Annotated in this window: 9 protein-coding genes; 5 read left to right on the top strand and 4 right to left on the bottom strand. The window is 68.8% G+C overall.

From position 1 onward, the window contains the following. Nucleotides 1-109: 109 nt before the first annotated feature. From HWY45_RS28690 to HWY45_RS28675, 4 genes are all read right to left on the bottom strand, one after another. Nucleotides 110-817, bottom strand: coding sequence for a DUF3142 domain-containing protein (locus HWY45_RS28690; RefSeq protein ID WP_059883853.1), 708 nt, complete (start codon nucleotides 815-817; stop codon nucleotides 110-112). 7 nt (nucleotides 818-824) lie between these two features. After that, nucleotides 825-2,999 carry a PA5441 family protein gene (locus HWY45_RS28685; RefSeq protein WP_059883854.1) on the bottom strand — a complete coding sequence of 725 codons (2,175 nt, stop codon included), beginning with the start codon at nucleotides 2,997-2,999 and terminating at the stop codon, nucleotides 825-827. Nucleotides 3,000-3,269: 270 nt separating this feature from the next. Further along, complete coding sequence (pbpC, locus tag HWY45_RS28680) at nucleotides 3,270-5,528, bottom strand: penicillin-binding protein 1C (protein ID WP_059883855.1); 2,259 nt, start codon at nucleotides 5,526-5,528, stop codon at nucleotides 3,270-3,272. Between the two features lie 7 nt (nucleotides 5,529-5,535). After that, nucleotides 5,536-11,580, bottom strand: coding sequence for an alpha-2-macroglobulin family protein (locus HWY45_RS28675; RefSeq protein WP_059883856.1), 6,045 nt, complete (start codon nucleotides 11,578-11,580; stop codon nucleotides 5,536-5,538). Between the two features lie 304 nt (nucleotides 11,581-11,884). Here HWY45_RS28675 and HWY45_RS28670 point away from each other — a divergent pair, with 304 nt between their 5' ends. From HWY45_RS28670 to HWY45_RS28650, 5 genes are all read left to right on the top strand, one after another. Then, nucleotides 11,885-12,388: a sugar dehydrogenase complex small subunit gene (locus HWY45_RS28670; RefSeq protein ID WP_059565668.1), complete on the top strand. Its 504-nt coding sequence runs from the start codon at nucleotides 11,885-11,887 to the stop codon at nucleotides 12,386-12,388. Continuing rightward, a complete protein-coding gene (locus tag HWY45_RS28665) occupies nucleotides 12,388-14,001 on the top strand; it encodes a GMC family oxidoreductase (protein WP_017329146.1) in 1,614 nt (537 codons plus the stop codon). The genes HWY45_RS28670 and HWY45_RS28665 overlap by 1 nt, the downstream gene beginning before the upstream one ends. Before the next feature lie 2 nt (nucleotides 14,002-14,003). Next, nucleotides 14,004-15,281, top strand: a complete 1,278-nt coding sequence (locus tag HWY45_RS28660; RefSeq protein WP_059565670.1) for a c-type cytochrome — start codon at nucleotides 14,004-14,006, stop codon at nucleotides 15,279-15,281. A gap of 169 nt (nucleotides 15,282-15,450) precedes the next feature. Further along, nucleotides 15,451-15,870 (top strand): DoxX family protein, encoded by a 420-nt coding sequence (locus HWY45_RS28655; protein WP_059565723.1) that lies wholly within the window; start codon nucleotides 15,451-15,453, stop codon nucleotides 15,868-15,870. Between the two features lie 82 nt (nucleotides 15,871-15,952). Continuing rightward, nucleotides 15,953-17,029: a porin gene (locus tag HWY45_RS28650; RefSeq protein ID WP_407060557.1), complete on the top strand. Its 1,077-nt coding sequence runs from the start codon at nucleotides 15,953-15,955 to the stop codon at nucleotides 17,027-17,029. Nucleotides 17,030-17,138: the final 109 nt, after the last annotated feature.

Raw genomic sequence — 17,138 nt, 5'->3', positions numbered from 1 at the left:
CGTTCGTCTCGAAACCGCTCGCTTGAACTGCACCCCAAAAGCTGGATGTCAATCCAGCATTTGGGGTGTTTTTCATGGCGAAGCATGACGAGAGCTTCAAGCGACAGCCCTAGCGATTGCGCAGGAATACGACGTACCCGCGAAACCATGGATTCGCCGCGAGATAGGGCGGCGCATCCCACTCGCCGCCTTCGATCACGCCGATGCGAAACGGCAGCTGCAGCCTTGCGACGCGGGGCAGATAGGCCGCGTAAGCGGGAATCGTGCTGCGCCCCTGATAGGTCTGCACGACCACTTCGTCGACGATCCCCCTGAGCTGGTTGACCTGCCCGGTATCGATGCGGCTGCTCCAGTCGAGGAGCCCCGTGATGCTCAACCGGCAATCGTCAGGCAAGGTCTCGCGCAGGCCCCGCAGGAATTCCAGATAGTCCTGCAGATGGCGCGTGCGCGCATCGAAGTCGATCTGGATGCCCGCGATCGTGCGGCCCGACGCACGCCAGCGCGCGAGCTGGGCCAGCATGATCTGCGTGACGCGCGGCGTCCAGCGCAGCGTATGGGCACGATAGACGAGCCAGATGCGCGCGTTCGGCGCGGGCGGCAGCGCGACTCCCTGCGCGATGAAGCGCACCTGCGCATCGTCCTGGGGCGACGCCTCGATCTGGCCTTGCAGCACGTAGACGGTGCGTGCGTCGCGCACGACCGCCTGTGGCTTCACGCCCGCCCACAGCCAGAACGCGTCGTACTGCGCGGGATCGACCGTGCCGGCCGGCGCGATGCGCGCGGACAGCATCAACGCGACGAACAGGAGGCGCTTCACGCCGGGCTCACCAGTAGTACTTGAGCGTCTGCGCCCATTGGCTGCCCGGATAGGCGGCCTTCAGCGTGTTGAACCAGCGCTTGCGGGTGTTCTTCGGAACGTCCTTCCCGCCGCAATCGTTGTAGCCCGACGGCGCATAGCATTTGATCGCCCGGTACAGCGCATAGGCCCGGTCGTTGGGGTTCGCCTGCGCGTCGTCCATCACCGCCACGTAGCCGGGCATCCGCTCGAACGACTTGCCCTTGAACTGTGACGGCGCACTCCCGAGCGTGGGCGGCACGCGCGCGGCGCTGGCAGGCGGGGCGCCGGCAGCGGCCCATGACGGCAGCGAATATTCCCCGAGACCGGACTCGGCCGGATGGCGGCGCACGAAATCGGCGAGGCAGTTCATGCCTTTCGCATCGGCGGGATTCTGCTGCAGGGCCGCCGCGATGTCGCGCGCGGACGGGCATGCATAGCCGTCCTCGTTTTTGGCGCCGGGCTGGGCGAACGGCTTCAACGCATCGGACGGCGCGTCGGACACGAGGGCGACGTCCGTGACGAAGTCGGCGTAGTGCGCGCGCGTGAACTCCTTGTACAGCAGCGTGTACAGCGCGATGTCGCGCAGCGCGCCGCTGGTCGACTTGTTCTGCGCCTGCGCGCGCAGCAGGTCCGCATTGGCCGCGCGCTGGAGCAGGGTCGCGCGAATCGCGGCGTTCTGGATCGGCGAATCGTCGGCGAATGCTTCGTCGACGAGGCCGGCCTGTTCGAGGTTGATCGCGAGCGCCAGCTCCAGCGCCTCGCGCTGGAAGCGGAGTTTCGCGAGCGGGATCAGGTCGCGCCAGAGCTGCCGGGTCTTGTCCGGCTGGCCGCTGTCTTCCAGCGCGAAGGCGCGCAGCGCCTGCTGGCTCAGGCCGAAGTAGTCGAGCGGTGCGCCGCTCGCCTGCGGCAGCAAGTCGAGCGCCGCGGCCGGCTTATGCCCGACGTAGACGTACCAGGTGGCGAGCAGATAGTCGTAGAGAGCGGGCGTGCCGGCGAAGCGCGGCTTCTGCGCCTGCAGCTCGCCCAGCGTAAGCGGCTTGTCGCGGCTCGAGTCGGTGCTGTCCGACGTGCGCATGCGCATCAGGTCGACGGTCGCCAGCACCGCGGGCGACTGGATCTGGCGCGGGTCGAATCCCGGCGCGAACACCAGCTTGCTGTCGAGTTCGTTCGCCAGTTGCATCAGCGGCACGTTCGACACCGTGGGCGACCAGTGCGCGAACGCCTTGTCGTAGAGATCGGCTTGCTGCGCGACGTTCCCGCCGAGCCAAGCGACACGCCGCAACAGCCCCGACGCGGAGCCCGCATAGCGCCCTTGCGGATAAACCTTCAAGTACGTGCGAAAGACCGTGTTCGCGGCGTCGAGCGAGACCTTCGCGACGCTCTCGCGTGACGGCGTGGGGCTGTCGTGGTCGAATGCATTGGCCTGCGCGGCGTTCAACTGCGCGCGCCCGGCCATATAGAGCCCGGTTTCCTTCAGCCACGGGTTCGCGCTGTGCGACGCACCGGCGAAGGCCTTGGTCGCGGCGGGGAAGTCGAAGCGGTAGAACGCGTTCGTGCCGTCGAGGTAGGTCGCGAACTGCTGCCCGATGGGCGATTTGACCGAGGGTTTCGTCCACGCGGCGCTCGCGCCGCCCGACGCGCAGGTCTTTTGCGCGATGTCGGCGCGCGCGGCGCGCAGGCGCGCGGCTTCGTCGCCGGGGAGATCCTTGGCCGCGTTCAGTGCAGCGCCGAACGCGTCGGCGCCGGCAGTCATGCTGCGGCAGATGCTGCCTTCGCCATCGGCGTATTGATTCGACGGGGCGTTGGCATTCGACGCATTGCCGGTCGTGTCGGGTTGCTTCTGGCCGATGTCGATCCATCCGGAGAAGTCGTACGAGAAGGGCACGACGATCCGGTTCACCCGGTCTTTCGGCGGGATGGTCTTCGGGTCCGGGAACAGCTGCGCGAGCTGGCCGCTGTCGACCATCAGCAGCATCGCGTTGATGCGCGTGTCGTTGGCGGGGCTCAGGATCGGCATGCCGCCGCACGAATAGGCGTTCTGCCGGAGCGCGGCGGGTGGATTGCAGCTGTCGTCCGAGCTTGCATGGGCGACGGGGATGCAAAAGAGGCTCGCCGTCAGCGAGGCGATCAGGTTTCGGTGCAGCAACGTGGTTCTCCGCATTGTTCTTGTGCTGGGTGGAGTCGAACCGAATCGAGGATCCCGGCCATGGGCTCGAAGCGGGTCGTAAAGGGCGGCCTTGCTCGGGGGAGCAAGGGCAAGGCGCTTGATTCTATTGAATGTGCAGGGCAGCTAGCAACAGCATTTGCCGAGCGCCATGCGTCCTGCGTTCGACTCGCTTTCGCGCGTGAGAGCCATTGGTTGTTCTGAGGCGCATGAACCGATCGCATGCCCGCTTCATTATTCGCGCCGGCACGGCAATGGCCTGATCGCTCAACGCCGCCTCGCCCCCACCTTCGCAAACGCCCCCCGCACCTCGAACCCGATCGCATCCACCACATTCCCGCGCGCATCGACCAGTTCGAGCCGATGCTTGCCCGGCCACGGCAACCATGCCACGCGATCCGCATGCCCGATCACCTTGTCGTCGAGCCGCCACGCGAACTTCGCCGCGTGCCCGGACGTGCGTTCGAACCAGATCCGCTGGTTCTTCGGCGGAATGTCCGGATCGATCGCGAAGATCGTCCCGTCGGTCGGCGCGCCGATCGTCAGCGGCGCGCGCGGCCCGTCCTTGCCGTCCTTGCCGGCCGCGACCGGCGCCGCGAGCCGGATCGTATCGACCGCGGTGCCCGCCAGAAACCATTCGCCGCGCGCGGGCTCCAGGTCACGTTCGAACGCGATGCGGCGCTGTTCGACGCCCGCCGGCGCGCGCGGCGCGCGGCTCGCGAGATCGCGATGCAGGTAGCCGACGACCGCCGACCAGACGGGCGCCGCGCCGGTCACGCCCGACACGTCCCACATCGGCGAGCCGTCCGCGTTGCCGACCCACACGCCGACCGTATAGCGCGACGTGTATCCGACCGCCCAGTTGTCGCGCATGTCCTTGCTGGTACCGGTCTTCACTGCCGAGAAAAAGCGGGTCGCGAGCGGGTTGTCGAAGCCGAAGGTACGCACCCGGGCGTTGTTGTCGGCGAGGATGTCGGTGACGACGAAGCTCGCCGCCTCGCTGAACACACGCGTGCCGTCGGCTGCGCGCGCAGGCGGCGCGCTCGATGCAGCCGACGCACCCGCCACCGCCAGATCCGCAACCCCACGCGCCACGCCCCCATTCGCCAGCGCCCGATACGCATTGGTCAGCGACAGCAGCGTGACGTCCGCGCTGCCGAGCGCGAGGCTGAAGCCGTAATAGTCGCCTTCCTGCGCGAGCGGCAGCCCGAGCGCGGTCAGCGTGCGCGCGAAGCGATGCGGCGTGACGAGCACGAGCGTGCGCACCGCCGGCACGTTGAGCGAGCCGCCGAGCGCGCTGCGCACGCTCACCCAGCCCTTGAAGTCCTTGTCGTAGTTCTGCGGGATGTACAGGCCGCCGCCGGCGGCGAGGTTGATCGGCGCGTCGTCGAGCAGCGACGCGGCGGTGAGCCGCTTCTCGTCGATCGCCTGCGCATACAGGAACGGCTTGAGCGTCGAGCCGGCCTGGCGCGGCGCGAGCACCGCATCGACGTCGCGCGCGTTCGACAGCGCACCCGACGAGCCGACCCACGCGCGAATCTCGCCGCTCGCGTTGTCGATCACGACCACCGCGCCGTCCTGCACGTTGCGCCGGTGGGCGGGCGCGTTGAGCTCGGTCAGCGCGCGGGTCAGCGTGTCGCGCGCGAAGCGCTGCAGCGGCGCATCGAGCGTCGAACGCACCTGCGCGCCCGCGCCGGGCTTCACCTCGGCCGCGATGCGCCGCGCGAAATGCGGCGCGAGCGCCGCGCCGTCGTCGCGCCACGCGCCGGCGGGGCGGGCCGTCACGAGCTGCACGTAGCCGTCGAGCGCCGCGCACTGCTGCGCGGCGCGCATGTCGCGCAGGATGCGGCACGCGCGTTCGGCGACTTTCTCGGCATTCGCGTTCGGCGCGCGCACGAGCGCGGCGGCCACCGCGGATTCGCGCACGTCGAGCCCGGACGGCGCCTTGCCGAACAGCGCGCGCGACATCGCGTCGAGCCCGATCGTCTCGCCGCGGAACGGCACGAGGTTCAGGTAAGCCTCGAGAATCTGGTCCTTGCGCCAGCCGCGTTCGAGCAGCAGCGCGTTCATTGCCTGCGACGCCTTCTGCGGCAGCGAGCGCTGCCCCGACCGGCGCGGCGAATCGCCGAGCAGGCCGGCGAGCTGCATCGTCACGGTCGACGCGCCGCGCGTGCGCTCGTTCCACAGGTTGCCCCAGGCGGCGCCCGCGATGCCGCGCCAGTCGACGCCGCTGTGTTCGTAGAAGCGCTTGTCCTCGGAGACGACGATCGCCTCGCGGAACGCGGGCGACGTGTCGGCGAGCGCGACCCAGTCGCCGCGCCGCTCCGCGTGATCGACACGGGTGCGCTGCAGCGGCGTGCCGTCGCGCGCGAGCAGCACCCAGTCGGAGCTGCGCCAGCGGTGGCGCACGTCGTCGTAGGACGGCAGCGCGTGCGCGACGAGCGGGGCCGCGCACAGCACGGCGATGAAGAAGCGGCCGGCAGGACGGGCAAAATGCGCCGGCCGCGGTGCAGCGAAACCCATCATTGCGCGCTCACGGCTTGCCTGCTTCGGCCGGCTTGACCGTCACCGGCGGATTCGGCCACAGCCCGTACACGGACGGCGCATACAGCGCCTCGACGCGCGTTGGCGGCAAGCCGAACGTGCCGACGTTGTTCAGCCGCACCGTGTATTCGACCGACAGCTTGCCCTTCGGCAGGTAGTCGTAATACGCGCGATAGCCGTCGAAGTCGCGTTCGACGAAGGCCGGCCATGTGCCGTCGCCGGTTTTCTCGCCCTGCGTCGCCGCCTCGGAATCGCGGCCGAGGCCGGAGCCGAGGATCGTCGCGCCGGCCGGAACCGGATCGTTGACGACCACCCACGTCATGTCGCTCTGCGCGTCGATGTCGAGATGCACGCGCACCACGTCGCCGCGCGTCAGCACGCCCTTGACCGCGGGCGATACCGGCGTGACGGTCTTCGTGATCCGGTAGCCGGCCGCGAACGGCGCGCGCAGCGGCACCGCGGCAAGGCTCTCGATCGTCGCCCACGGGCGGCCGGTGCCGTTCTGCACGACGCTCAGCGTGCCCGGCTGGGCAGCGCGCGGCCACGGCAGCATCACGCTGCGCGCGGCGGCGGCACGCGTCGCCGGAGTCGCCGAGGCCGGTGCGGCCGATGCATCCGGCGCAGCCGGCGCTTGCGACCACGCGATCGACCGTTCGTCGCCGCCGAGCGCGACCTTGGTCGTGCCGCTGACCGGCGTGCTTTCATAGACGCGCGAGAACCGCTCGACCGCGAGCAGGCCGAGCGCGTTCGACGTGGTCGTCTGCCATGCGCCGCGCTGCTGCAGCGCGAGCAGGCCGGCCGTCACGCGCGGCATCTCGTCCTTCCACGCCGGGTCGCCCGCGAATTCCAGCGCGAGCCGCGCGGCGTTGGTCTCGTTGTTCGTCATCAGCCACCACAGATCGTCGTCGCGCGCGGTGGAGAACACGAGCTGCGTGCCCTGGTACGTGAGCCGCGCGCGCAGGATCTGCTCGACCTGCGCACGTTTCTCGTCACGCTGCGGGATGTCCTTCACGCGCGTCAGGATCGCGTGATAGTCGATCACCGCGGACGTCGGCCACTGGTTCGGCGCGATTTCGAGCGAGCCGAGCATCCGGCCCTGCGCCGCGCCGTAGCGCGACAGCGCCTCGATCGCCGCGAGCTTGCGCAGGTCGCGATCCTGGCGCGGCGCCCACGTGTTGCGCTCGGTGCGGCCTTCGACGAAGCGCGCGAGCCCGGCTTCGAGCTGCGTGCGCACGTCTTCCGGCAGCGCGAAGCGCGCGTCGAGGCGGCTTGCCTCGTCGGCGAGCACGAGCAGGTACGCGGACAGCGTCGGGCTGCCGTAGTGGTCGTTGCCGGACGGCGGCGGGAAGTAGCTCGCGAGCCCGTCGCTGTCGAGATAGACCGGCATGCGCGCGGTCAGCGCCTGCCATTGCGCGGGATCGCGCAGCCCGATCGCGCGCGACGCCTGCTGTTCGAGGCAGCGGTACGGATAGCGCTCGAACCAGCGCCGCACGCCCGGCAGGCCGTCGGCGAGCTTCGACTGCAGCGATACGGCGATGCCGCCGCGCGGCGCGCCTTGCGCGTTGGGCGCCGCGCCGGCCGGCGGCGCGACGGGCAGCGTCAGCGTGCCGTCGACCTGCGAGAGCGTCGCCTGCTGCACGGTGACCGGCAGCGCCGGCACGACCTTCTGCGCGACCGCGAGCGCGTCGGCCGCGCGCGCGCCGCCTTGCTCGGCCGCCTCGATGCGCCAGTTCAGCGCGCCGGCCGCGTCGAGCGACTGCTCGGGCACGGTGATCGTCCACGCGACTTCGCCGGCGCTGTTCGGCGCGAGGGAAAGGGTCTGCGGCGCGACGTCGAGGCCCGTCACATGCGGCGTGACGACCACCCGCATCGTGCGCTCGGTCGTGTTGCGCAGCGTGACCTGCGCGCGGAACGCGTCGCCTTCGCGCACGAGCGGCGGCAGGCCGGAGATCAGCTGCAGATCCTGCGTGCTGCGGATCGACGTGCTGCCGGTGCCGAAGCGGTCGGGGCCGACGGCCGCGATCGCGACGATCCGGAAGCGGGTGAGCGCATCGTTGAGCGGCACCTCGACGGTCGCGCTGCCGTTCGCGTCGAGCGTCACGCGCGGGTTCCACAGCAGCAGCGTGTCGAACAGCTCGCGCGTGGGCGCGGAGCCGCCGCCGCCGCCCGCCGGCACGGCCTTGCGGCCGAAGTGGCGGCGGCCGACGATTTCCATCTGCGCGGTGGCGGTTTCGACGCCGTACGCGCGCCGTTGCAGCATCGCGTCGAGCAGGCCCCAGCTCTGGTTCGGCATCAGTTCGAGCAGCGCCTCGTCCACGGCCGCGACGGCGACCTGCGTGCCGGCCGGCGCGGGCTGGCCGCCCGGCAGCGTGACCTTCACGTGCGCCAGCGCCTTGCCGCGCACGGTGTAGCGGGTCGCGTCGGTCGTCACGGTCACGCCGAGCCGGTGCGCGCCGGTGCCGACCTTGATCTCGCCGAGGCCATAGCGGAACGCGGGCTTCGACAGGTCGACGAACGCGGTGGGCGCCTCGTAGTGGCGGCCTTCGCGCCAGAACGCGCGCGCCCAGTCGAGCGGCGCCTTCCAGCCCCACGTGAAGAACGAGTACCACGGCACTTCGCGGATGCGGCCGCGCAGCGCGAGCACCGACACGTAGACGTTCGGCCCCCACGATTCGCCGACCTTCAGGTCGACGGTCGGGTTCTTGCCGTTCAGCTCGACGATGTGCGTTTCCATCACGCCGCCGCGTTCGACCGCGACGAGCGCGGTTGCGTAGCGGAACGGCATGCGCACCTGGAAGCGCGCGGTCTCGCCCGGTTCGTACGACGTTTTCTCGGGAATCACGTCGATCCGGTCGGTGTTCTCGCCGCCGAACCAGAGTTCGTCCTCGCGCGTGACCCACACCGACGTCGACGCATTCGACGTGCGGCCGTCGCCGTCCTTCGCGACGGCAATGAGCTGCACGTTGCCGGCCTGCTCGAGCGTCGCGTCGCACGCCATGCGGCCCTTGTCGTCGGTCTTGCCGGAGCACAGCACGCCGAGGTCGCGCGTGTCGCTCTTGTTGTCGTACGCGTAGAAGCCGCCGACCATGCGCTTGCGCGACGACGTGGTGATGCGCGCGATGCCCTTGATCTCGATCGGCACCGACGCGCGCGGCTTGCCCTGCAGGTCGACCGCGAGCGCCTGCACGGGCACCCGCTGGCCGACCGACACCCAGCGGCCCGCCTTGATGCCGGCGACGACCGCGGCCGGCCACAGGATCGCGTCGCCGCGAATCGTCTGGACTTCGCCGTTCGGATCGGCGAACGTCGCTTCGAGCGCGAGGCGCTTCGGCGCGTCGACGGCCGGCAGCCCCTGCAGCGTGACCGCGCCCGAACCGTTGCGGTCGAGCGTCAGCGGCAGCTTGTCGGCGATCAGCTTGGTCGCGTCGGGATCGTTGCTGCCGTGCGAGGCGCTCCCGCCGTTCTCGCCGTCCTGCTCGTCGTCGTCGGCCATGCCGTCGGCGCGCTCGGGGCGGTACGGCGTGAAGCTGAAATCCTCATAGCGATCGGCGAACGGCGGCGACGCCCATTTCATCAGCGCCGACACCTGCACGGGCAGGTTCGACGCGCCGCCGCCGGACACGTAGTCGATCTGCACCGCGAGCGGCGCCTCCTTCGCCGCGACGAGCGGGCTTTTCTGCGCATCGCGCGCGCCGATCGAGCCCTTGAGGACGGGCAGGCGGAACGCCTCGACGCGGAAGCTGCCGCTGTAGTAGCTGGCGGTCGGCGCATCGTCGGGGCCGTCCTCGAGCGACACGCTGTATTCGCCGAGCTTCGCGGCCGGCGGCAGCGCGAAGCGCGAATCGGCGCTGTGGTCGGCGGCCCAGGTCAGCGGCAGCTTGTACGTCTGCCCGGAGCCGAGATGGCGGATCGTCGCGCGGGTCGGGTATTGCGACGGGAACGCGAGGCTCTGCAGCGTTTCCCGGCGCACGAAATGCTTCATCGACACGGTTTCGCCGGCGCGCAGCAGCGTGCGGTCGAACACGGTGTGCGCGCGCACCGTCGGCGCGCTGTCCATGTCGGTCGGCACGTTGAAGCGCCACGACTCGATGCCGCGGTTCCAGCCGGAGCTGACGAACGCCATGTCGGGGCCGGTCTTCGGATCGTCGACGCGGGCCGACACGAAGTAATCGTCGTAGCGATCCGACTTGCACGCGTGCTTCGGCTCGAACGGCGCGTCGATCTTCAGCAGGCCCTGCGCGTCGGTCTTGCCCGCCGCGATCTGGTCGCCGTTGCAGTCGGACACGCGCACCTGCGCGTTCGGCACCGGCTTGCCCTTGTCGAGCGTGGTGACCCACACGAGGCTGTTCTCGCGGCCCTGTTTCAGGTGCACGCCGAGGTTGGTGACCAGTACGGCCGTGCGCACGTACATGTTCGACGGCTTCGCGAGCAGCGAGCGGCCGAGCGACGGCGACGCGAGTTCGAGCACGTAGAAGCCGGGCTTGTCGATCGGCACGCCGACCACCTCGAACGGCCGCAGCGTCGTCGGATCGGCTTTCGGCAGCGTCAGCGTCTGCGCGCCGGCTTCGCCCTTGAGCAGCGACAGCGAGCGCACGTCGATGCGGCGATCCTTCGGCGCGGGCTGGCGTTCGCCGGCCGCGAGCGGCACGTAGACGGGGCGCTGGCCGTGCGCGAGCAGGCCGGGGCGCAGCGTGTCGATCGTCGCGACGCTCATCGACCAGTTGTCGAAGCGCTCGACGAGCCGCATCCAGTCGCGGATCGCGGTGTCGTTCTCGACCTTCAGGTTCGAGAACTGCGCGCCGCCGGCATTGAGGCCCGCGACGTGCAGGTCGGCCTCGACGTTGCGCAGCGTGACCGGCACGAGCGCCGGCGTGCCGGGCTCGGCGAAGCGTTCGACGATGCCGAAGGTGCCCGACGAGAATTTCGCGAGCGGCGGCATCGGCGCGGTGCGCGTGGACAGCGGGAACAGGTCGGCATTGCTGAGCGAGCGGCCGGTGACGTCGCGCAGGCCGGCCGGCAGCTCGAGCGTCATCGCGGTCTGCTCGGGCAGCGGCGGCTTGAACGACACGGTGCTGACTTCCTCGCTGTGATCGTCCGGATCGAAGGTCGGCGCGAGCGCGTCGTGCGAGCTGCGCAGGCGGATCGCCTCGGCGTTTTTGCGGGAGATCGGCGCGTTGAAGGAGAGGGTCAGCGGGCGCAGCGGCGTGCAGGGCGCCTTCGCGTTTTCGCGCTCGCACGAGAAGCTCGCGGCGAACGGCGCGCGCACGGTGAAGTCGAAGCGGCGCTCGGTGTCGTTCGCGATGCCGCTCGGGCTCGCGACGCCCTTGCCGTATACGAGCTGCATCTTCGCGCCCGACGGCAGCGCCTGCGTGCACGACAGCGTCAGCACGCGCGCGGCGTCCTGCTTCAGGCCGAAGTGGTCGAGCAGCGCCTTGCGCGCGTCGGCATCGGCCGCGACGACGGGGATGCGGTTGCCGATGCCGGCCGCCTCGCACCAGATGTTCGCGAGTGCCGAGCGTTCGTCGGCGGGGCCGTTCAGCTTCAGTACGAATACCTGGCGTTCCTCGATCTCGCGCGAGCCCGGCCGCACCGATACCGGGAACGGGCCGCCCGTCTGGAACGCGAAGCGGCGCGGGCCGCTGGCCGCGGTGCCGGCCACCGAGCGCAGCCCGTCGTTGAGCGCGACCGCGCAGCGCACGCCGGGCGGCAGGTCGTTCTCGAAATCGTAGACCCAGGTCTTGTCGTCGAGCCAATGGCCCTGGCCGCGCCCGGCCGCGGAGTCGGTGCAGGTGACGCGCGCCGGATTCGGCGCGCTCGCCGAGCCGAACGCGACCATCGCTTCGTCGAACTTGACGACGGCCTGCCGGACTTCGGCGACGGTGCCTTGCGGCGACACGCTCACCGTGCGTGCCGCGTCGGCCTGTAGCGACGCCACGGCGGCGGCGCCGAGCGCCGCGACGGCGCCGATGCGCCAGAGCCACCTCGTGACGTTTTGAAAGATTGGTTTGTGCTTGTTGTCGTCGCGCTGCTTCATCGCTCGATTGCCCTCGGGGGAAGCTTTCTGTTTGATTGCACGCGATTCTAACCGACCGGCACTGCAGCCCATCCGGTTGGCGGGGGTGTCGTCGTCGCGCGACATGGGGAGAGGGCGTCTCGGACTTGTCGCACCGAAGACACAAAAATCCGGCGAAATATCGATTGTGTCGGAATGCGGAACATTTAATGGACTATAAAAAGATTGTTCGATCCGAATTGTGCGCGTACATTTCAGGCCCGCGCCAAAGTTTGAGAAATATCAAGCGTGGTTTTCCCGAATCTGGCGTCCGAGAGAAGGAAGCATGCACAACGACAACACTCCCCACTCGCGTCGCACCGGCGACGCGGCCGCCGGCATCACGCGGCGTCAATGGCTGCAGGGCGCGCTCGCGCTGACTGCCGCGGGCCTCACGGGCTCGCTCGCGCTGAAGGCGCTGGCCGACAACCCGGGCGGCGCGCCGCTCGACACGTTCATGACGATCTCCGAAGCATTGACCGGCAAGAAAGGCCTCAGCCGCGTGATCGGCGAGCGCCTGCTGCAGGCGCTGCAGAAGGGTTCGCTCAAGACCGCCGACGCTTTGCCGCAACTGGCCGGCGCGCTGTCCTCGGGCACGCTGAACCCCGATCAGGAAAAGCATGCGCTGGCGATTCTTGAATCCTGGTATCTCGGGATCGTCGACAACGTCGTCATTACTTACGAAGAAGCATTAATGTTCGGCGTCGTTTCGGACACGCTCGTGATCCGCTCGTATTGCCCCAACAAACCCGGCTTCTGGGCCGACAAACCGATCGAGAGGCAAGCCTGATGGCCGATACACAACAAGCCGACGTCGTGGTCGTCGGATCGGGCGTCGCGGGCGCGATCGTCGCGCACCAGCTCGCGATGGCGGGCAAGTCGGTGATCCTGCTCGAAGCCGGCCCGCGCATGCCGCGCTGGGAAATCGTCGAGCGCTTCCGCAACCAGGCGGACAAGATGGACTTCATGGCGCCGTACCCGTCGAGCCCGTGGGCGCCGCATCCGGAATACGGCCCGCCGAACGACTACCTGGTGCTGAAGGGCGAGCACAAGTTCAACTCGCAGTACATCCGCGCGGTGGGCGGCACGACGTGGCACTGGGCCGCGTCCGCGTGGCGCTTCATTCCGAACGACTTCAAGTTGAAGACCGTGTACGGCGTCGGCCGCGACTGGCCGATCCAGTACGACGATCTCGAGCACTACTACCAGCGCGCCGAGGAAGAGCTCGGCGTGTGGGGCCCGGGCCCCGAGGAAGACCTGTACTCGCCGCGCAAGCAGCCGTATCCGATGCCGCCGCTGCCGCTGTCGTACAACGAGCTCACGATCAAGACCGCGCTCAACAACCACGATCCGAAATTCCACGTGGTGACCGAGCCGGTCGCGCGCAACAGCCGCCCGTACGACGGCCGGCCAACCTGTTGCGGCAACAACAACTGCATGCCGATCTGCCCGATCGGCGCGATGTACAACGGCATCGTGCATGTCGAGAAGGCCGAGCAGGCGGGCGCGAAGCTGATCGAGAACGCGGTCGTCTACAAGCTGGAAACCGGTGCGAACAAGCGCATCACGGCCGCGATCTACAAGGACAAGACGGGCGCCGACCACCGCGTCGAAGGGAAGTATTTCGTGATCGCGGCGAACGGCATCGAGACGCCGAAGATCCTGCTGATGTCCGCGAACCGCGATTTCCCGAAAGGCGTCGCGAACAGCTCCGACATGGTCGGCCGCAACCTGATGGACCACCCGGGCACCGGCGTGTCGTTCTACGCGAGCGAGAAGCTGTGGCCGGGCCGCGGCCCGCAGGAAATGACGTCGCTGATCGGCTTCCGCGACGGCCCGTTCCGCGCGACCGAGGCGGGCAAGAAGATCCACCTGTCGAACATCTCGCGGGTCGACCAGGAGACGCAGAAGATCTTCAAGGCCGGCAAGCTGCTGAAGCACGACGAGCTGGACGCGCAGATCCGCGACCGCTCCGCGCGCTACGTGCAGTTCGACTGCTTCCACGAGATCCTGCCGCAGCCGGAGAACCGCATCGTGCCGAGCAAGACGGCCACCGACGCGATCGGCATCCCGCGCCCCGAGATCACCTACGCGATCGACGACTACGTGAAGCGCGGCGCGGTGCATACGCGCGAGGTCTACGCGACCGCCGCGCAGGTGCTGGGCGGCACGGACGTCGTGTTCAACGACGAATTCGCACCGAACAACCACATCACCGGCGCGACGATCATGGGCGCCGATGCGCGCGACTCGGTCGTCGACAAGGACTGCCGCACGTTCGACCATCCGAACCTGTTCATCTCGAGCAGCGCGACGATGCCGACGGTCGGCACGGTGAACGTGACGCTGACGATCGCGGCGCTCGCGCTGCGGATGTCCGACCAGCTGAAGAAGGAAGTCTGACCGTGCTGAAACAATCTCTCACCTTCCTCCTGGCCGGCTGCCTCGCATTGCCCGGCCTGGCCCGCGCGGCCGATCCGGCCGACGCGGCGCTCGTCAAGCGCGGCGAATACCTCGCGGTTGCCGGCGACTGCATGGCCTGCCACACCGTGAAGGGCGGCAAGCCGTTCGCCGGCGGCCTCGGGATGCCCGTGCCGATGCTCGGCAAGATCTACACGAGCAATATCACGCCCGACGCGGACACCGGCATCGGCGGCTGGACCTACGACGACTTCGAGCGCGCGGTGCGCCACGGCGTGTCGAAGAACGGCGACAACCTGTATCCGGCGATGCCGTACGTGTCGTACGCGAAGGTCAGCGACGACGACGTGAAGGCGCTGTACGCATACTTCATGCACGGCGTGGAACCCGTCAAGCAGACGCCGCCGAAGAACGAGATTCCCGCGCTGCTCAGCATGCGCTGGCCGCTGAAGATCTGGAACTGGCTGTTCCTGAAGGACGGCGCGTACCAGCCGAAGCCGGCGCAGAGCGCCGAGTGGAATCGCGGCGCGTATCTGGTGCAGGGCCTCGCGCATTGCAGCACGTGCCACACGCCGCGCGGCATCGCGATGCAGGAGAAGTCGCTCGACGAGACGGGCGGCAGCTTCCTGTCGGGTTCGGTGCTGGCGGGCTGGGACGGCTACAACATCACGTCGGATGCGAACGCGGGGATCGGCGGCTGGTCGCAGCAGCAGCTCGTCCAGTACCTGCGCACCGGCAGCGTGCCGGGCGTCGCGCAGGCGGCCGGCCCGATGGCCGAGGCGGTCGAGCACAGCTTCTCGAAGATGACCGACGCGGACATCGGGGCGATCGCCACGTACATCCGCACCGTGCCGGCCGTCGCCGACAGCAGCGTGAAGCAGCCGCGCACCACGTGGGGCAAGCCGGCCGAGGACGGCCTGCGCCTGCGCGGCGTGGCGCTCGCGTCGTCGGGCATCGACCCGGCGCGCCTGTATCTCGGCAACTGCGCGAGCTGCCACCAGATGCAGGGCAAGGGCACGCCGGACGGCTACTATCCGTCGCTGTTCCACAACTCGACGGTGGGCGCGCCGAACCCGACCAACCTCGTGCAGGTGATCCTGAACGGCGTGCAGCGCAAGGCAGGCAGCGAGGACGTGGGGATGCCGGCGTTCCGCCACGAGCTGTCGGATGCGCAGATCGCCGCGCTCGCGAACTACCTTACCGGGCAGTTCGGCAATCCGGCCGCGAAGGTGACCGAGCAGGACGTCGCGAAGCTGCGCTGAGCGACGGCGGGACGCGAACTTTTCTCGAGAGGAGGGCGCGCAGCGCATCGGGCGGCGCCCCGATGCAAGGTGGCTGCAGAGCGGGACGGGCGGCGTGCGTCGCCGCCCGTCCTGGTTCATTGACCCGCTGATGCGCGCGTGCCGCGCATCGCATTCGTTGAGCGACACCATGACACCGAGACAATCCTTTCTTGCGTCCCAGCGCGATGTGCTGCTGTTGCTTGCCCGCATCCTGATCGTTATCCTGTTCATCCTGTTCGGCTGGCCGAAGCTCGCGCATTTTTCCGGCACGATCGAGTACATGGGCACAGTCGGCGCCCCGGCGCCGATCATCTCGGCGGCGATCGCCGTCGTGATGGAACTGCTCGTCGGCATCGCGCTACTCGTGGGCTTCTATACGCGTCCGCTCGCGCTGCTGCTGGCGCTCTACACGATCGGCACCGCGCTCATCGGTCATCACTACTGGACGATGACGGGTGGCGAACAGATGAACAACATGATTCATTTCTACAAGAACATCGCGATCGCCGGCGGCCTGCTCGCGCTTTGCGCGGCAGGCCCCGGGCGTTTTTCGATCGATCGCGGCTGACCCGGCGCGCGCATGGGGCGCGCGTCGATGGTCGAGATTCCGAGGGGGCAATACCTTGCAATTCAAACATATCGCATGGCTGATGGCGGCGGCCGCGCCCGCGGCCGCGCTCGCGCAGACGAGCGTGACGCTGTACGGGCGGATCGACGCCGGCGTCGAATACCTGAACCACATCGCGACGCCGAACGGCAGTTCGACTCGCTGGAGCGCGGAAGGCGGCGACTGGGGCACCAGCATGTTCGGCCTGAAGGGGGCGGAGGATCTCGGCGGCGGGCTGTCGACGGTGTTCAACCTGGAGACGGCGTTCCAGGTGATGAACGGCACGACGGGCGGCGGCCGGATGTGGTCGCGCCGCGCGTTCGTCGGCCTGAAGAGCAACACGTGGGGCCAGCTGCAGGCCGGCCGCAACCTGTTCATCGACAGCGACGGCGTGTGGGAATTCGATCCGTTCGTGCAGCAGGCGTTTTCGTCGGCTTCGCTGGTGCGCGGCCGCAACTGGCAGCAGACCAGCAACAACATCGAATATCACAGCCCGGTGATCGGCGGCTTCGACGTGCAGGCGCAGTATGCGTTCGGCAACCAGTCGCGCGGTTTCAATTACGGCGCGCCGGACGATTTCGGCCGCTCGGACGGGATCATGATCTCGTACCACTCGCCGGTGCTCGACGTGCGCGGGATCTACGACGAGCTGCGCGACCGCAACGGCAAGTTCAGCAACATCTTCTCGAGCTCGCGCGAGTACTTCGTCGGCGCGAACGTGAAGCTGTCGCAGTTCAAGATCCAGGGTGCATATACGCATTACCAGGCGCCGGACAGCCCGGCCGGCGTGCCCGATCGTGCCGATCACTACTGGCTCGGCGCGACCTGGTTCGCGAATGCGGCCTGGGCGGTGACCGCGGGCGGCTACTACGTGAAGGTCGGCGATGGCGGCGGCGATGCATCGCACGACCCGTCGGGCCACGCGATGATGTACGTGCTCGGCACGACGTACAACCTGTCGAAGCGCACGTTCCTGTACGGCACCGTCGCGTATGTGCGCAACGGCGGCAATTCGAATTTCTCGCTGCTGGCGACGCCGCGCGACGCGACCCCGAACACGAGCCCGATGGCGGGCGAGTCGCAGACGGGCGCGTACGCGGGGATCATGCATACGTTCTGAGTGCGGGGCGGGGCGGGTGCGCCGCGTAGCAAAGCGAGGCCCTGGCAGCGGATGCCAGGGCCTTTTTCATGGGCGGTGGCGGGTAAAGGTCAGAAGGTGCGCATCGACT

This window comes from Burkholderia stagnalis, from assembly GCF_902830275.1.
GTDB lineage: Bacteria > Pseudomonadota > Gammaproteobacteria > Burkholderiales > Burkholderiaceae > Burkholderia > Burkholderia stagnalis.
This window is presented reverse-complemented; position numbering and strand designations above follow the sequence as displayed.

Coding starts and splice junctions, on each gene's coding strand:
- HWY45_RS28685 (WP_059883854.1), bottom strand. CDS start 2,999: ATGCGGAGAACCACGTTGCTGCACCGAAACCTGATCGCCTCGCTGACG.
- pbpC (WP_059883855.1), bottom strand. CDS start 5,528: ATGATGGGTTTCGCTGCACCGCGGCCGGCGCATTTTGCCCGTCCTGCC.
- HWY45_RS28675 (WP_059883856.1), bottom strand. CDS start 11,580: ATGAAGCAGCGCGACGACAACAAGCACAAACCAATCTTTCAAAACGTC.
- HWY45_RS28670 (WP_059565668.1), top strand. CDS start 11,885: ATGCACAACGACAACACTCCCCACTCGCGTCGCACCGGCGACGCGGCC.
- HWY45_RS28665 (WP_017329146.1), top strand. CDS start 12,388: ATGGCCGATACACAACAAGCCGACGTCGTGGTCGTCGGATCGGGCGTC.
- HWY45_RS28655 (WP_059565723.1), top strand. CDS start 15,451: ATGACACCGAGACAATCCTTTCTTGCGTCCCAGCGCGATGTGCTGCTG.
- HWY45_RS28650 (WP_407060557.1), top strand. CDS start 15,953: ATGGCGGCGGCCGCGCCCGCGGCCGCGCTCGCGCAGACGAGCGTGACG.